The sequence below is a fragment of the Pseudomonas sp. UBA1879 genome, from assembly GCF_002338065.1.
GTDB lineage: Bacteria > Pseudomonadota > Gammaproteobacteria > Pseudomonadales > Pseudomonadaceae > Aquipseudomonas.
Genome location: NZ_DDHJ01000016.1, coordinates 59,289 through 75,765, shown reverse-complemented (window position 1 = coordinate 75,765; position 16,477 = coordinate 59,289). Strand labels below are relative to the sequence as shown.

18 protein-coding genes are annotated in these 16,477 nt (G+C 60.8%); 6 read left to right on the top strand and 12 right to left on the bottom strand.

Features of this window, described 5'->3' with window-relative positions; translation table 11 throughout:
• Nucleotides 1–143: 143 nt before the first annotated feature.
• The 5 genes from B3N48_RS18750 to B3N48_RS18730 all read left to right on the top strand — a co-directional run bounded on the left by B3N48_RS18750 (nt 144) and on the right by B3N48_RS18730 (nt 4,027).
• Entirely contained in the window at nt 144–872 is a 729-nt protein-coding gene (locus B3N48_RS18750) for an AzlC family ABC transporter permease (protein WP_296186315.1), read from the top strand.
• Entirely contained in the window at nt 869–1,192 is a 324-nt protein-coding gene (locus tag B3N48_RS18745) for an AzlD domain-containing protein (RefSeq protein WP_296186313.1), read from the top strand. The genes B3N48_RS18750 and B3N48_RS18745 overlap by 4 nt, the downstream gene beginning before the upstream one ends.
• A 151-nt stretch (nt 1,193–1,343) precedes the next feature.
• Nucleotides 1,344–2,348, top strand: a complete 1,005-nt coding sequence (locus B3N48_RS18740; RefSeq protein WP_296186312.1) for a methionine ABC transporter ATP-binding protein — start codon at nt 1,344–1,346, stop codon at nt 2,346–2,348.
• Between the two features lie 18 nt (nt 2,349–2,366).
• The gene (locus tag B3N48_RS18735) at nt 2,367–3,035 is read left to right on the top strand and encodes a methionine ABC transporter permease (RefSeq protein WP_296186310.1); all 669 of its coding nucleotides are present in this window, start codon (nt 2,367–2,369) and stop codon (nt 3,033–3,035) included.
• Nucleotides 3,036–3,100: 65 nt separating this feature from the next.
• Nucleotides 3,101–4,027 (top strand): MetQ/NlpA family ABC transporter substrate-binding protein, encoded by a 927-nt coding sequence (locus B3N48_RS18730; protein WP_296186308.1) that lies wholly within the window; start codon nt 3,101–3,103, stop codon nt 4,025–4,027.
• Nucleotides 4,028–4,081: 54 nt separating this feature from the next.
• On the opposite strand, the gene B3N48_RS18725 is transcribed toward B3N48_RS18730, so the two are convergent.
• From B3N48_RS18725 to B3N48_RS18670, 12 genes are all read right to left on the bottom strand, one after another.
• Entirely contained in the window at nt 4,082–4,936 is an 855-nt protein-coding gene (locus B3N48_RS18725; protein ID WP_296186306.1) for a sulfurtransferase, read from the bottom strand.
• 63 nt (nt 4,937–4,999) lie between these two features.
• On the bottom strand, nt 5,000–5,689 hold the full coding sequence (locus B3N48_RS18720; RefSeq protein ID WP_296186304.1) for a TetR/AcrR family transcriptional regulator: 690 nt from the start codon (nt 5,687–5,689) through the stop codon (nt 5,000–5,002).
• Between the two features lie 142 nt (nt 5,690–5,831).
• The gene (locus B3N48_RS18715) at nt 5,832–6,578 is read right to left on the bottom strand and encodes a phosphocholine cytidylyltransferase family protein (protein WP_296186302.1); all 747 of its coding nucleotides are present in this window, start codon (nt 6,576–6,578) and stop codon (nt 5,832–5,834) included.
• Between the two features lie 6 nt (nt 6,579–6,584).
• Nucleotides 6,585–7,217: a gamma-glutamyl-gamma-aminobutyrate hydrolase family protein gene (locus B3N48_RS18710; protein WP_296186301.1), complete on the bottom strand. Its 633-nt coding sequence runs from the start codon at nt 7,215–7,217 to the stop codon at nt 6,585–6,587.
• A gap of 5 nt (nt 7,218–7,222) precedes the next feature.
• Nucleotides 7,223–9,613: a PEP/pyruvate-binding domain-containing protein gene (locus B3N48_RS18705; RefSeq protein ID WP_296186298.1), complete on the bottom strand. Its 2,391-nt coding sequence runs from the start codon at nt 9,611–9,613 to the stop codon at nt 7,223–7,225.
• Nucleotides 9,610–10,344, bottom strand: coding sequence for a formyltransferase family protein (locus B3N48_RS18700; protein WP_296186295.1), 735 nt, complete (start codon nt 10,342–10,344; stop codon nt 9,610–9,612). The genes B3N48_RS18705 and B3N48_RS18700 overlap by 4 nt, the downstream gene beginning before the upstream one ends.
• Nucleotides 10,341–10,904, bottom strand: a complete 564-nt coding sequence (locus B3N48_RS18695; protein WP_296186294.1) for a hypothetical protein — start codon at nt 10,902–10,904, stop codon at nt 10,341–10,343. Before B3N48_RS18695 ends, B3N48_RS18700 begins: the two co-directional genes overlap by 4 nt.
• Nucleotides 10,901–11,422, bottom strand: coding sequence for an adenylyl-sulfate kinase (locus B3N48_RS18690; protein ID WP_296186291.1), 522 nt, complete (start codon nt 11,420–11,422; stop codon nt 10,901–10,903). The genes B3N48_RS18695 and B3N48_RS18690 overlap by 4 nt, the downstream gene beginning before the upstream one ends.
• Before the next feature lie 5 nt (nt 11,423–11,427).
• On the bottom strand, nt 11,428–12,486 hold the full coding sequence (locus B3N48_RS18685; protein WP_296186289.1) for a CDP-glycerol glycerophosphotransferase family protein: 1,059 nt from the start codon (nt 12,484–12,486) through the stop codon (nt 11,428–11,430).
• The gene (locus B3N48_RS18680; protein WP_296186286.1) at nt 12,483–13,610 is read right to left on the bottom strand and encodes a DegT/DnrJ/EryC1/StrS family aminotransferase; all 1,128 of its coding nucleotides are present in this window, start codon (nt 13,608–13,610) and stop codon (nt 12,483–12,485) included. The genes B3N48_RS18685 and B3N48_RS18680 overlap by 4 nt, the downstream gene beginning before the upstream one ends.
• Nucleotides 13,611–13,655: 45 nt before the next feature.
• Nucleotides 13,656–14,054, bottom strand: coding sequence for a sugar 3,4-ketoisomerase (locus tag B3N48_RS18675; protein WP_296186285.1), 399 nt, complete (start codon nt 14,052–14,054; stop codon nt 13,656–13,658).
• Between the two features lie 102 nt (nt 14,055–14,156).
• Entirely contained in the window at nt 14,157–15,089 is a 933-nt protein-coding gene (locus tag B3N48_RS18670; protein WP_296186283.1) for a phytanoyl-CoA dioxygenase family protein, read from the bottom strand.
• A 184-nt stretch (nt 15,090–15,273) separates the two neighbouring features.
• Between B3N48_RS18670 and B3N48_RS18665 the strand changes: the two genes are divergently transcribed.
• Entirely contained in the window at nt 15,274–16,458 is a 1,185-nt protein-coding gene (locus B3N48_RS18665) for a formyltransferase family protein (protein ID WP_296186282.1), read from the top strand.
• Nucleotides 16,459–16,477 lie beyond the last annotated feature (19 nt).

Here is a 16,477-nt window from a genome sequence, read left to right as displayed (position 1 = left end):
ACGGCAACGAAGGCGCCCGTCCAGCTACCCAGATCTGAACTGAGGCCCCGCATTCGCCAGCATGCTGGCGGCATGCTCGTGCAAGAACGTTCAAGACACCTCACATCATCCGCCGTACCCTGCGGGACATAAGGAGAACCACCATGTCCCGCAATCAATTATTCGCTCGCGGCCTTCGCGACAGCGTGCCCATGCTGGTCGGCATTGCGCCGTTCGGCATCATTTTTGGAACCCTGGCAGGCGTTGGCGGCTTGTCGCTGTGGCAGGCGGTAGGGATGTCGATGTTCGTGTATGCCGGGTCGGCGCAGTTCATCGTCGTCAGTCTGATGGGCGCAGGTGCCAGCGCGGTGGTGATTCTGCTGACCACCTTCATCGTCAACCTGCGACACGTGCTTTACAGCGCCACGATGCAGCCTCAGGTGCAGGGCCTGCCCCAGCGGTGGCGGCTGTTGCTGGCGTTCTGGTTGACCGACGAAACCTTCGCGGTGGTTCAGCGGTTCTACCTCGTTCATGGCCGCACGCCACTGGCCCACTGGTATTGGCTGGGCGTCACCGTTTCGCTGTATGTCTGCTGGGTCAGCAGTTCAGCGGTGGGCGTGTTGTTCGGTCAAGCCGTGCCAGACATGGCGAGTTGGGGGCTGGAGTTTGCGATGCTGGCGACGTTCATTGGCATCGTCGTCCCGCTGCTGCGCAACCGACCGCAAATCGCTGCCGCGTTGGCCGCTGGTGCCGTCGCCCTGATGACGTGGTCGCTGCCCTACAAATTGGGGCTGATGGCCGCCGCGTTCAGTGGCATTGCAGTGGGCGTGTGGCTTGAGCGTCGGCAGTCGCCAAGCGTGTATGGCATCCCGACTGACGAGGTGCAGCCATGAGCTATTGGTGGCTGATTCTCGGGATGACCGTCCTCACATTTTTGATGCGCTACAGCCTGTTCGCGTGGCCGAACCTGCGTTTCCCGCCGGTGGTGCGACAGGGTCTGCACTATGTGCCGACGTCCGTGCTTACCGCCATCGTCGTACCGGGCATGTTGCTGCCGGATGGCCAGACGTGGCAGGTGTCATGGCACAACGCATATCTGCTAGCTGGGGTCGCGGCCATTGCCATTGCCGCGTTGAGCCGAAACCTGCTGGCGACCATCGGCGGCGGCCTGGCAGTGTTCTTCTTATTGCGTTGGGCAATGGGGCAAATTTGAGCCTGGTTATAAGCAAAGAATTAAAAATTCCTTTTAGCTATAAACATCACCCCTGATTATGCGGTTCTTGAATGATTGACGACACATTGGATGTCGGCGGTTTCCGACATCCAATGTGTCGCGCAAGCGAATGTCACCAAGGACAGCTGCAGTGAGTGATCCGATTTTCCACCTGACCCATGTCAGCAAAACCTTCAACCGCGACAACACCGCCACTACGGCGCTCGACAATATCGACCTGGAGATCCAGCGCGGTGCTTTTCTGGGCATCGTCGGCACCTCTGGGGCGGGGAAAAGCACACTGTTGCGCCTGCTCAATCTGCTGGAAGCACCCTCGGCAGGCACCATCGCGTTCGACGGCCAGGATCTGGCGGCATTGGACGGCGCGGGTCAGCGTGAATACCTGTCGAAGGTGTCGACCATCTTCCAGCATTTCAACCTGTTTCACGGCAAGACGGTGTTGGATAACATCGCGTTTCCGCTGGCCATTCGTGGCGTGCCGACCGCTGAACGCTATGCCCGCGCGCGTGAGCTGATCGAAAAAGTCGGACTACAAGATCGCGAAGGCCATTACCCCTCGCAGCTGTCGGGCGGACAGAAACAACGCGTCGGCATCGCCCGCGCCTTGATCACCAACCCCCAAGTGTTGCTATGCGATGAGGCCACCAGCGCGCTGGATTCGCAAACCACACAGACCATTCTCGATCTCCTGGCCGACCTCAAGCGGGTCTATGGCTTCACGGTCATCCTGATCACCCATTCCTGGGATGTGGTGCGCTACGCCTGCGACACCGCGGTGCTGATTGAGGAAGGGCGAATCGTCGAAGTCGGCACGCTCAAGGAGGTGATTCAGCGCGAGCAGTCGGTCCTCAAGGATCACCTGTTGCCGCTGAACAAGGATGCCGCCTGGCAAAACGGCCCGGACACCCTCGACCTTATCTTCGAACACCCGGAAACCCAGACCGATCTGCTTTCGACGCTCGCCGGGGCGCTCGGTCTCGACTTCTCGATTCTCTCAGGGCGCGTCGACAACCTGGGCAAAACGCCGGTGGCCCGCTTTCAAGTGCGTTTCCGTCCACGCCACCCGCAGACGCAAGTGGATGTCGGTCAGGTCAGGCGATGGCTGACCGACCAGATGATCACCGTCAACCTCTGATTTCCGTTCGAGCGCCTGATGAACCCGATGACTTGGCAAACCTACCTTCCGGACTTCTGGGCCGCACTGGCCCAGACCCTCTACATGATCGCCATTGCCGGCCCCTGCATTATCGTGGCGGGCCTGACGGTCGGCACCACGCTGTACCTGATCGCGCCGCAATCGATCTCGCCGAGGCCAGCGCTGTATTACCTGCTGACCACTGCGGTCAACGTGGGTCGGTCCATTCCCTTCCTGATTTTGATCGTGCTGTTGATCCCCATCACCCGCGCGACCGTGGGCACCACGCTGGGGCCGGTCGCGGCCATCATTCCTTTGGTGCTGGGCTTTACGCCGTTTTTCTCCAGGCTCGTGGAATCAGTGCTGAGGGAGATCGATCAGGGTCGTATCGAAGCTGCGCGTTCAATGGGCGTGACGCGGTTCCAACTGATTTTCCGCGTACTGCTGCCCGAGTCTTTCTCAGGTCTGCTGAACGCCATGACCATCATTCTGGTAGGCACCGTGGAAGGCACAGCCGTCGCGGGCGCCGTCGGCGCAGGCGGGGTCGGAGATTTCGCCATCGAGTTCGGCTACCAGCGTTTTTATGGCGAACTGATGTTCATCTCGGTATTAGCGATGGTGATCATCGTCCAACTGATCCAGATCACCGGCGACGTGTGGATACGTGCACGCAGCCACAAACGTTGACCCTCAATACGTCAGCGGCCCGTCGAGCGACGCGCCGCTTCGCTCAACCTTGTCGAAGAGAAATCATGGAAAACACACGCGCCATATTCAGACGCAATGCGGTATTGGCTGCCGCGATGACAGTGATTGCCGCTAGCGCCGCGCTGGTCATGCCGACCTTGATGGGCGCCACGGCGTCGGCCAGTGAGGTGACGGCCACTGCCAACAAGGGCACGACCGTGCCGGACACGCCGCTGAAAATCTACGCCACTGCTTCACCCCAAGGCGACATCGTGCGTTTCGTGCAAAAGCTGGCGGACGCCGACGGTTCGGGCCTGAAGCTCAAGCTGACCACCAGTGGCGGCAGCGGTGCGCTGGACTCCTACGAGCTGCTGGCCAGCGGCGACACCGACGTAAACTTCACTGGCCACCAGCCGTACGTCAATGCGTGGAAGGCTGCGCACCCCAAGCTCAACAATTTCGATGGCAAAGCGACGGTACTGCTGAACGCGTTCGGCCTGTATTCCACTCAATACAAAACCCCCGCCGAGCTGCCCGACGGCGCGAAGATTCTAGTGCCCAACGAGCAGACGAACCTGCCTCGGTCGTTGTTCATTCTTCAGGACTTGGGGTTGATCAAACTCAACGTTGCCAAACTCGACAGCTCGCCCGCGGCCATTTCGGTGAGCGAGAAATCCATCGTCGATAACCCTCGCCATCTGCAGCTGATCCCCACCGACACGGTGCTGCGGGCCAAAGCATTGCCTGACGCCGATGCGAGTTTCATTAACGGCGATGTGGCCCTTTCCAACGGCGTCGATCCTTCGCGGGCATTGGTACGGGAGCACACGGCGGACAACCCGTACGCCAACCTCATCTATGCCCGTAACGACATGCTCGATGACCCGCGGGTGAACCTGCTGGCGAAGTACCTGACCGGGCCTGAGGTGAAGCAGTTCATCGAAGCCAACTATCGGGGCTTCGTGGTGCCCGACCAGAAACTGGTGCGTTAAAAACGCCGTGGCCGATCCCTGACCGGCCACGGGTCTGCATGGCAACCGCGCGGCTTACGCCCCTTTCGCGACGCCACGCTGCGGATCAGTGATCCACTCACTCCACGAACCAGCATACAAGCCGCCCAGGGGGTACCCCGCCAAGCACAGGGCGAACAGATTGTGGCAGGCCGTCACACCGGAGCCGCAATACGCGATGAGATGTTCTGGCGGCCGGCCGTTGAGGGTCTGGGCAAAACGTTGTTTGAGCTGATCGGCTGGCAAAAAGCGGCCATCCGGCCTCAAGTTGTCGGTAAACGCTGCGCACTGCGCCCCCGGAATATGGCCGGCGATCGGGTCGATAGGCTCGACCTCTCCCCGGAACCGTGCCGGTGCACGGGCGTCGATCAGCGTCACGTCAGGTGCCCCAAGCTTCTGCTGCACATCGGCGGCACTGAGAACGAGCGCGTTGTCAGGCGTGCCATCGAAGCGGCCTTCTGCGTGTTGCGGTGGATCCAGGCTCAGCGGCAGGCCTGCGGCATGCCAGGCTTTGAGGCCGCCGTCGAGAATGAACACGCCTTCGCGCTTGCCCAGCCACGCCAGCAACCACCACGCGCGAGCGGCATAGGCGCTCGGCCCGTCGTCATACAGGACGATGTCGCTGTCATTGTCGACGCCCCAAAAGCGCAAACGCGCGATCAGGGTTTGCGGGTCTGGCAAGGGGTGCCGACCGGTCACACCTTTGTTGATCGGGCCGCTCAAGTCATTGAGCAAATCAGCGTAGGAAGAGCCTTCAATATGGCCCTCCGCGTAGCTGCGCTGTCCGTAGTCCAGATCCTCAAGAGAGGACCGACAATCCAGAATCACGAGGCCTGGGTGTTGCTGACGTTCGGCCAGTTGTTGCGGGCTGATCAATTGCGCGATGGACATGACGGGCTCCTGCAGACAGTGAAAGTGGCTAAAGCGATAAGACCGTGGATTTGACAGGGAGGCTCATGGAATTGCGTCCTCCAGTGCCTTGTTCAGTGGCACGTAAAATTCTGTGCAAAGGGCGTGAACTGCCTCATGCGCCTCTGGCGTGACGTAGGCCAGCTCCAGCGTCAACACCTGATAGACCCCTCGTCGAATGGCGTTCTCATTGAGGTGCGTGGCATTTTCCCGCGTCGTGCATAAGAAACGCACCCACGACGTGAGGATGATCCAGGCATTGAGGGTGAGGGTTTCGATCTGCACCGGGTTCATGCTCAGGATGCCCGCGTCGACGAAACCGCCATAAATCTCCATGGCCCTGATCAGGCAGTGCTGAGAGAACCGGCGATAACGCGTCGCCAGCTCAGGGTCGGTGTCAAGCAGGTGTTCGAGGTCGCGATGCAAAAAACGGAAGCGCCACATGCCGTCGAGGATGGCCATCAGGTAATGACGCTTGTCTTCGACACTCGGCAACCGGCCCATCGGCGGGTGCAGAAAGCTGTCCACCAGGGTTTCGTATTCGCTGAAGAGTTCGGCGATGATCGCCTGCTTGTTGGGGAAGTGGTAGTACAGATTGCCCGGCGAAATTTCCATGTGCGCGGCGATGTGGTTGGTGCTGACACTACGCTCACCCTGCAGATTGAACAGCTCCAGGCTGATCTGCACGATGCGTTCACGGGTCTTGATGCGTAGGGGTTTGATGCGCGGCGCCATGTTCGACTCGAACGTGTGAGGGTCACAGTGATGGACTGGATCTTAACGCATGCCGCCGCGACGCGGTGCGTCGAACAGGAACGGCGGCAGGGGGCACAGCCAACGTGCGGCGCAAGACGCTTGGTCAGGCTTCGCACACCGGTCAGCGCCAGTCATGACTCCAGCCGGGTGTCGCGATAAGCCGCTCGTAAAGGGCGATGTCCGATGGGTTGTCCACTTCCACCCAGCCTCCTGAAATCGGCACCGCAGCAATCGGAGTGCCCTGTTCCAGGAGACGCCGCAGCAGGCTGGTCATGTCCAGTTTGTCGACCTGGTCCGGGGCCAGCCCGTCCAGCAGAGCACGGACCTGCTGCCAGCCGCCAGGCGTGAACTTCAACAGGCCCATGTACTGGCCTTCGATCTGCTGACGGTCACGCACTTTTTCGCCAATGGAAAGCAAATGGCCGTCAGCCTGGCGAAAGCTTTCGGCATCGCTGAGCGGGTCATCGAACCGCGCCGACCACAGCAACCACCAATTCTGGTCGTAGGTCATTGCCAGCGGCGCCGGGCTGCTCATCAGGCTCTGAATGATATCGGGCCGGTAGACGATGTCGCCATAGCACACCAGCATCGGCTCAGTGGACAGCAAGGCGTCGGCGCGCAACAGGCTGCGCACCATGTTGCTGGTGGCCCAATGCGGGTTGAACAAGCGACTGTCGCCGTAGGGTTCGAGGGCCTCACTGCAATAACCACTGACCAGATGAATGGCATCTACTCCGGCGCTGTGCAGCGCTTCAATCTGCCATTCCAGAAGGGGTTTGCCTGCCAGCGAAGTCAGCGGCTTGGGCTGTTCGGCGGTGATGCTGCCCAGACGCGAGCCGCGTCCAGCGGCGAGAATAATGGCTTTCATGTCGACTCACTCAAACAGCCAACGGCACAGTTGCCGATCGGGCTCGCTAAGGGTGGCTTCGCGCTCGGGATGCCACATGATCCCGGCGATTTTTTCGCTGCCATGCACCAACGCTTCGCAAGCGCCCTGCTCATCGCGGGCCCAGACCTGCAAAGGCTCAGGAACGGGGTCGGCCAGACGATTGCCATGAAACGAATTGACCATGCGCGGCTGCCGGTCGTCGTGCCAGGGCAGCACCAGGCTCTCGGGCGCAGGGATGAGGCGATGGCGCTGAGCGACATGCAGTGCGCGATTAGCATCGGTCAACTGCCCGCCGAACTGCAATTGAATCAACTGCAGCCCCCGACAGACGCCCAGAACCGGCCAGCGTTCAGCGATGCAATGCGACAGCAACGCCTGCTCGGTGACGTCTCGCACCGGGTCGCTGCCGATGTCGTCGCCGCCGCTGAAAATGACGGCTTCAACCCCCTGCCGCTGGGCGTAGGCCACGGTTTGCTCGCCAAGATTGGGCAACAGCAACCAGTGATGACCCGCGCCCAATGCGTCGAAGAAGCAATACCAGTCCCGCGCCAGGCTATCGCGGGGTTCGTGATAGCCCGAGGGCGACGATTGACGCAGGGTGATGCCGATTTTTTTCATGGGGCTTACACCGGGCGCAGGGTTTGGTCGCGGCAGTCGAGGGCGATGCGCGGGCTGCGCACCAGTCGATTGAACAGCTGCGCACCGCAGCCGATGGCAGCGGGAATACCAAACTCGGCACAGCGTATCGCCATGTGCGAATTCGCCCCGCCGTATTGAGTGACCAACCCGGCGATGCCTCGGGTGAAGACCCAGTCGTAACCGGGATCGGCGTTTTCGATGCAAACGATCTTGCCCCGCAGCGAGGTCGAGGCGGGCGAATCCTGTTGCAGCTGCACGCCAGGGGCTTCGATGTGCTTCTGGGTGACGAAATTCGGCAGGCTGCGGTGCAGCGGCACCACCACGATGTCGTCAATGTCAGCGATCAGGTGCCCAAGCTTCAGCATCAAACCTTGCTCGTAACTGTTGCGGGCCTGAGTGGCGCGGTCGAGCAGGATGCGGTCGAGATCGTCCATCAATGGCACGCTGAGGGTGTCCAGCAACCCGTCGATGGTCAGGAACGACAAATCCTCTCGCGCCAAGCCGACCCGACCACCCCAGGCGACCAGCTGATTCAGCGCGTCGGACAGATCGCGGGTGAAGATCAGCTTGACGTACTCCCGGGCCTGAATGGCGCGGTTGGCGTAGGCCAGCAGCGCGTCAGGCGACAACGGCCATCCCTGTTCATCGAGCAATGCCTGCAATGCCTGGCGTTCATCGACGCTCAGCTCGAAGGTCGATACGGTCTGATGCGATTCGACCTGATGCAGCGGCTCGGCAGCGAACAAATCGGTGCGCTCGTCATAGCGAAGCGAAGTGATTTCATAGGTGCCGGGACGCAGATGACCAAAGCTCGCCAAAAACCCCGGTAGCCTTTCGCTGTCCACGCAGGCGGCGGCGTACTGCCCGGTCAGTTCGGTGGTGACGGTTTCGATGGAGTGTTTCCACGCTTGCAGACGTTCAGGGCTGAGCGCGCCACGGCGGCTGGCCGAGCGCAGCAGGGCCTCGGCGATGAAGCCATGGCGGGCCACGACGGCAAATTGCAGTGTGCCCTGATCACGGCATTCGCTAAGCAGACGCGCCACATTCTCAAGGCTGGCATGCGCATCGTCGAGCGAGCGCCGTTGCTGCTCTCGCTCTCGCTCATGCACCTGCGCCAGCGCGCGGTCCAGCGCGCCGTCGCCTTCCCCCAAGAGGGCACGTCGGGTCAACGCGTCGAGCGCAATGCGATAGGCAGCGCGCTCGTCCGATGTCAGAACGTTCGCATAACGCGAGGAGAAATCGGCATCGAACGTAAAGTCCAGGCAAGTGGGCACGATCTCGAACTCCACTTTGTCGTGCCATTCCGGGTTGTTTTGCAAACGATCCAGCCAGGCGTTGACCAGCTTCTCGCTGATCGCCGGGGCCATCCCGTCCGGTAAAAACGAGTTGAAGCTGCAACGCACGTCGATGTAAGGGTGATGCCCCAAGGTCACCATCAGCGCCTGATGAGGAGGCGCGTAATAGCCCATGCGACCCCGCGCCTCGCGCCAGGTGGCATCGGTCACCAGTCGGCGGTAGAGCGAGGCAGCCAGCGGGCGGGGGGTGGTGCCGATGATTTCTGCCGGGTTCCAGTCAGGCATGACCCCCAGCACCGTGCGCTCGCCGTACAACTGCGGTTGCGGCGCGAGACGACGCCCCAGAAACTCGCGCACATGTTCAAGCTGGCGGGCCACGCGACGCTCGGTCACCGGGTGCCAGGTGTTGCTCAGGGTGATGCGCCGCACTTGCAAGACGTACACCTGCTGCTGGCGATCGACCGCGAACTCAATGTCCAGGGGCACCCGCCCGCAGAGGGTTTCCAGTTCGCGACAGGCCTGAACGACCGCCTGAATACGCGCCGAATGCACGGACTGCAGCGCTGTGTCACGGTAGATCAGCACGGTTTTGTGGATGCCGACGCCGCCGGTGATGGTATCGGTCTGGCCACTTTCGTCGTCGTAATTGAGCACGTAATACGGCGCGCCATGTTCGAGGTCATAGGTCATGACCACGCCGCTCATCTGCGTGTCGGTCAACATTGGCTGGACCAGCACCTGATTGCCATCCGAAAGATGCCCGGCAAACGACGCGATAACCTGATCGATGGCTGCGCCCACTTCGTCGCTGCTCGTGGCGTCGACATTCAGGCAACTGGTGAACGCTCCCGCCATGGAACTGGCGGCGCCGTCCTCACCCTTCGCACTGCTGCGCACGATCACGCTCCCGCCGTGCTCCAAACGCCCGATCGCGGCTAGTACCGACGAACGATCCTGACGCCACTCGACAGCCGTGAAAAAGTGCAGCGGCAAGATCCGCGAGCAGCGAACCAACGGTTGCAGGCGCTTGAGCGTTTCGGATTTGGTGCCGAACGGCACGCTGTCGCGGGGCGCCGTCATGGGGTGGGCTCCTGCTGATCGACTGCGAGCAAGGCCAGATGCTTGAGCAGCGGATGAATGATGAAATACGGCGGCATTTCGTGATCCAGCTCCGGCGCGGTCAGGGGTTGCAGGCTGGCCGGGTTCGAGCGCCAGCGAACGAGAACCGCCACCAGCAGGTCGGCACGAATGGCATTGTCGTAGACGTAATCGACATCCAACCCGGCAGGCGGCAGCGGGTACACCTTGCGCGCCAGCACCGGGCCGGTGTCGATGGTCTCGTTGAGCAACAACGCGCTGGCGGCACACTGACGCTGTTCGAGGATCTGATAATAGATCGTCGTGCTGCCACGGTAGTCCGGCAGCCACCCTGAATGAATGTGCAAGACCGGGCAACGTTGCAGCAGCGTCGGCGGGACGAGCTGACCGCCGTACCCGGAGTAGACCAGCACATCCGGCGCGGCCGCTTCGACGGTGGCCACCAAGGCGGGGTCGTCCAATGACGCTGCCGCGCAAACCTCATGGCGCCAGCCCAGACGCGCAAGGCACGTCGTCACGTCTTCGCGCAGGTCCGGCAGAAACAGGCCATCGATCGCGACGCCCTGCCACGCTCGGTCGATCTGCAAGGCAGAGCCCGACTGGCCATACACCACGATCTGATCCGGCACGACCCCCGCTAGATGCAAGGCTTGCAGATACGCCACCGAGCGGGCTGTTCGCGCGCACAGCAACACCAGTGTCGGCGAGGTCATGGGCGCAGCTCCGCGATCAATTGCCGTTCCTGCTCCAGAATCCACGCCAGCTGCGCGGCTTCTTCGTTGTGCAGGCGGGCTCGCTGGGAGACGAGGGTGTCTGAAAGTTTGAGCAGCCCGCTGAGGTAATAACCGGCCCGCTGAGTGCGCCAGCCGTGGATCATTGCTTCGGCCAGCAAAAGATAAGGGCGCAGCGCCAGACAGTCGCTGCCTGGCAATGCGCGATGGGGCGCGGCCAATTCATAGCCGGCGAACAGCCGCTTGCTCACTTCGAACTTTTTCAGCAGCCGGGGCAGCCAATACGACGCAGGCGTCTTTTCATCGACACGGCCGTCGCGCAAGCTGAGGCAAATTCGCGCCAGCCACGCGACGCTGTCGGTGCAATCGCTGTCGGGCCTGGCGTTCAGCGGCATCTGCGCGGGTGCTGGCAACGCACGCTGAGCCGCCTGGCGTGACGCCTGCCACGCGTCGACGAACGCCTCGCCTTGAAAACTGGCGTAGCGATACGTCTGCGGATCTTTCAGCAAATCGCCCTCGCTGTAGGGGTAATTCACGCTCACGAAGCGTACCCGCTGATCTGCCGGATCTGCGCCACATAACCAGGCAAGTCTTGCAGCCGTTGGCTGTTATGCACGATCAGGTCCGGCGCCACAGGAGGCCGGTATTCGATATCGACGCCCACCACATGCTCGCGCTCACCGCGCAGAGCGGACTGGTAAAGGCCTTTGTCATCGCGTTCGATCAAGGTGTCGAGCGGTACGTCGACGAACACTTCGCGGTAGTCGGAAAAGCGCTGACGGTTTTCGTCACTGATGTCCTGAAACATCGAGAGGATGCAACAGACGACATCGATACCCTGATTGTCGAGCCAGCCGCACAGCGCCTGAATACGCTCGGCATTGATGCGTCGCCCGGCGAGGGTGTAAGCGTCTGGGCGTTGATCATGACGAAACAGCGCCCGGACTTCGTCACCATCGACGAAAACGGTGTGCGGACGCTCCTGTTTCAGGCTGGCGTACAGGGCCTTCCCCAGAGTGGTTTTCCCGGCGCCGGACAGGCCGACCAGCCAAATGACCATGATCTCTACCCTTGCGTGAGTAACGTTTCGATGTTGCACAGCGCCATCACCGCCATCTCGGCGGAAAACCCGTAGCTGTTCACGAAGTACGTGTGGCGCAGACGCTGCCGGACCTTCGCCTGCGCAGCCCACAGCGCGTCGTCGGCCAGCAGCTCGGGCAAGCTCCAACGCGCGTGTTCGTCAACATTGACAATCTCTTCGCGCAGCAGAATATCGGGCGAATCATCGCCCGTCAGGGCATCGGACTCGGCGTCCGGGACGTTCAACAGCAGCAGGTTTTTGTCCAGATACAGCGCGCCGAACGGGGTTCCGCCGTAGTCGGAGACCACGTAATCGGCGCAGCGGAACAGCGCCAGATTGTCGTACACCGTGGTGATCACCGCCGTGAACGCGTACTGATCCAGGATCGCCAACACCTCGGGCTCGGCCTCGACCGACAGCGGGTGCGTTTTCACGATGACGTTGTACTCAGCGCACAGGGCAAACATGGCGTCGGCGAAACGGCTGATGGACGACAGCTCCATCCAGGTCGGCAGCCAGAGCACGGTTTTCTTCGCCGGGTCCAGCGAGAGCCCGGGCGGCTGCGCGCCAATCAACGCGGGCTGCCTGAAATACTCGTCGTAACGCGGATAACCCATCTGGAACGTCACCGCGTCGCAGCAATCCTTCAAGCGTTGCGCCTGCCACGGGCCGAAACAGAGGATCAGGTCGTAGTGGCTGTTCCAGTCGGAAAAGTTATGCCGGGCCTTGCCCAAGGCATACATGAACCGCACGCGACGATGGCCCAGCACGTGGATGAGGGGCTGATCGAGATGGTGGTACATGCTGTGGTTGGATACCACGATGTCATAACACTGCCCTGCCTCGATCACCGCCTCACTGTCGAAGCAGCGATAACCGGCCTGTTCGGCCAGTACCCGGCTGTCATGCCGTTCGTGGTCGGTGCCATGGAGCACGATGTCGAACGCCTCGTCTCCCAGCAGGCGCCACACTGGCTGGTAGTGGTTGAACATTTCGGCGGCGTGCACAAAAAAAGCGACTTGTGCGAAGTGCTGATTCTTCATCCGTGGGGGGCCTTATGCTCCATCGTGAATTCATTGAGCGCAGCCACGATCCGGTTCTGTGCCTCGGCGCTCAACGTTGGGTAGATCGGCAGTGAAAGAATCCGCTCATGCAGCCCTGCAGCTTCCATCGCCGGGCTCAGTTTCAACGTTTGGTAAGGCGCGTGGGCCGGGATCGGCAGGGGATAGTGGATGGCGGTCTGAATCCCCCGTTGCGCAAGATGCTCTTTCAAGGCGTCGCGCTCGGCGCATTCGACCACGAACAGGTGCCAGACGTGGGCGGCGCGTTCAGTGATAGTGGGCAAGCCGATCAACGGATTGCTCACCGCGCTCAGATAGCGCTCCGCCACTTGCCGACGGCGCTCGGCATCAGCGTCCAGATGCGACAGTTTGACCGAGAGCATGGCAGCCTGAATTTCGTCCAGCCGGCTGTTAACACCCGGGTAGTCATGCTGGTATTTGACGCTGGAGCCGTAGTTGCCCAAGGCCCTGACCAAGCGTGCCAGCGCTTCGTCCGAGGTGACGACCGCACCGCCGTCGCCCAGCGCGCCGAGGTTCTTACCAGGATAAAAGCTGAATGCGGCCGCATGCCCCCAATGACCGGCTTTGCGGCCGTCCAACTGAGCGCCGTGCGCCTGCGCGCAGTCCTCCAGCACCAGCAGTTCGTGGCGTGCGGCCAGTGCCATGAGCTGTGGCATCGGGGCCAATTGCCCGTACAGGTGAACCGGCAGAAGCACGCGGGTGTTCGGCGTGATTGCAGCTTCGACCGCCGCGCAATCTAGGTTGTGGGTGGCAGGGTCGATATCCACCAGCACCGGCATCAGCCCGGTTTCGGTCACCGCCGAGACCGTGGCGATGAAGGTGTTGGCGGGAACGATCACTTCGTCTCCCGCTTTGAGCTTGCCCTGCTCTTTCCAGGCCCGCAGCACCAACACCAGTGCATCCAGGCCATTGCCGGTGCCGATTGCGAACGGCACGCCGCAATACTCGGCAAACGCGGCTTCGAATCGGGCCAGCTCCGTACCACCGATGTACCAGCCCGAATCGATGACTCGCGCGCAGGCCGCTTTCAATTCGTCGGCGTATTCGTGATTGACCGCTTTCAAGTCGAGAAACGGGATATCCATCAGTAAACCTCGTAAAGCGCAGCGCTCAGGACCGGAACAACCCCGTCACTCCTGAACCATCTGCAGGAAAGTCTCGTAGTCCCTGACGTAATCGGCTTCGTCGTACAGATTATCGGCCAGCACCATCAATACGCAGTCGGGCGAGAAATCGTACATTTCTCGCCAGGTGAACGACTCGATCAAGAGCCCTTGATGAGGATGATCGAGGCGGATATCGATCTTTTCCTTGCCGTCGTCCAGCATGAAACGGCATGAGCCGCGCACCGCCACTGCGACCTGTTTCAAGGACTTGTGGGCGTGATAGCCGCGACGGACCCCCTCCCCCGTGTCGAACATATAATAGACACGCTTGACCGCGAAGGGGATGTTCTTGCCCTCCTCCAGCGCGATCAACGAACCGCGGTCATCGCCATGCGTCTGCAATTGCAGGAATTGGATTTTCATAACATTTTGCTCACGAACGCGCGCACTCCATTGCAGCCTGTCGACAACATGTGGGTGTGAAGAGGGCGGCTGACGAAGGCGCGTACCCCGAATGCACCCGCTTCAGTTTTTTGCATTGATGATATTGCCGCGTATTTGCGCAGCGCCTTTGTCGTCCAGATCACGACGGGTGCGCACCGGTTTGAGGTCGCCCTGGAGGGTGCCATTTATTTCGTCGATGGCAGTGACTGTGTGATTGCTGTTCGACTTGCCCACCAGATACCGCAACGACAGCCGGAACTGCTCGGATTCGTGGGCCACTGGCCGGGTGCCGTGCAACGTGCAGTTGTGCCACAAGCCGACATAGCCAGGCCCGCCTAACAGGGTCTGGTCCTGGCATCGAATCGCATTGCCGTGATCATCTGCATACGTCCACTGGTCGCCGCCCAGAGGCTCCAGCCGGTGGGGGAACAGCGTTGCACCGAAGCGATGAGATCCCGGTATGAGGTGCAGCGGCGAGTCGAACTCGGTGACATCGTGCAGGTAGACGTAAAGCGTCAGAAAGGTCGATGGCTCAAGCTCGACCCGCCCTTGGGGCCAGTCGATGATGTCCTGGTGGAAATCGATACCGCGAAAATAGGTGATATCCCGAAAAGGCTTCTTGATGTAGGGGCCGAGGTTGGCCACGTTCACATCGCGAATGCGCTCGCGAATCCACTCCGGCAGCCAGGAATCCGGGACGCCACACACGGCCTTCTTGATCACCACTTCGTAATCGTCGCCAAGCAATGTGTCGAGCGCGCCCTTCAGACGAGGGTCCTGCTCGATGAACTGCAATTGCTCGTCGAACTGATTGAGAAAATTGAAGGTCTTGGTCGGGTTGGCGTTGAAATGGTTTTCCTGAGCCAGGTATTCGGCTTCGTCCATGAACAGGCTGCCATCGAAAGCTCGCGCGGCGACCATGGCGCGGTACAGCGCCTGAACGCGCTCGACATCCAGCATTTCGCCAAACAGATGAGCGCCTTGCTCCATCAGGTTCTTTACACAGCTTTGCATGATCTACTCGCTAAACGGTCCGCAAACACCTTGATAGCCTTATCGGCGGCGCGGGGCTTAAATGAAACCGGGCCAGGAAAATTTTTTGGCAACATTCCCATCGCTCCGCGCTACGACGGATGGACAGCCGATTGGCTCGTCGTCAGTATTTGCCATCGCGCCATGGGCAGAGAGAAAGCAAACAGTGATCATCATCGCCGGTAAGAACAACATCGCCGTGCACGGCCTGGAGCTTGCACTCAACCATTTTCCCGCAGAGGCACTGGCGGTGGTGTGCAACCGCAATGACAGCGGCGCAGACGGTTGGCAACGTTCACTGCGAGCTGCTGCCGTGCGTCACGGCGTGCAGGAAATCAGCCTCGACGACGCCTACACGACCACTCGCACTGCATTCCTCTCGCTGGAGTTCGACCAACTGGTCGTGCCTTCGCGATTCTCTGTACCGAATCTGTTCAACATCCATTTTTCACAACTGCCTGCCTACAAAGGCATGTATACCTCGGTGTGGCCGTTGCTCCACGGTCAACACGAAGCGGGAGTGACTCTGCACTATCTTGAACCCGGCATCGATACTGGCGATATCGTGGCGCAACTCACGTTTCCCATGGCTAAATGGTGGACCTGCAGAGACCTGTACTTCGCGTTCAACCAACACGCGGGCCAGCTACTGGATCAATGGTTTTTGCGCCTGGTGGGTGGGCCGGTGCAAGCGCAGGCCCAAGCCGCTGAGGGGTCGAGCTATTTTTCCAAGTCGACCATCGACTATGCGACGCTGGGCATCGAACCGATCACCACCGCGTGGGCATGCGTCAACAAGATCCGCGCCTTTAGCTTCCGCGAATATCAGCTACTCAAGTGGCAAGGAACGCCAATCGCATCGGCCAGCGTCCTGCCGAGCAAATCGACACGCAGACCAGGCGTGGTGCTCCAGCAAACGGACCACCACGTCGACATCGCCACCATCGACTTTGACGTGCGGCTTCATTTCGACCGGCTGCCGGCGATGCTCGCGGCGTGCGAAAAAGGGGATCTGGACGCGGTCGTCGCGCTGGAAAAAAACATCGCAGGCTTTGACGACGCCAACGAGAAGGGCTGGACGCCGCTCATCGTCGCCAGTTACGCCGGGGCTTATGAGGTCGTGCGCTGGCTGTTGGCGAAAGGGGCGTCGCCTGACCGCAGCAATCACAAAGGGACTACGCCGTTGATGTACGCCAAGGACGCTTATTTCTCAGGCCGCTGTCGGAAAACGTTTTCTCTGCTGAGGGAAAGCGGTGCAGATGTGTACGCGCGCGATTACGCCGGCAAGTTGCTATCGGACTATCTGACGCCGGCGCAATGTGCGGAGTTGCTGTCAGACGTTAACCCATAAATGTGTTTGCCAACGGAAT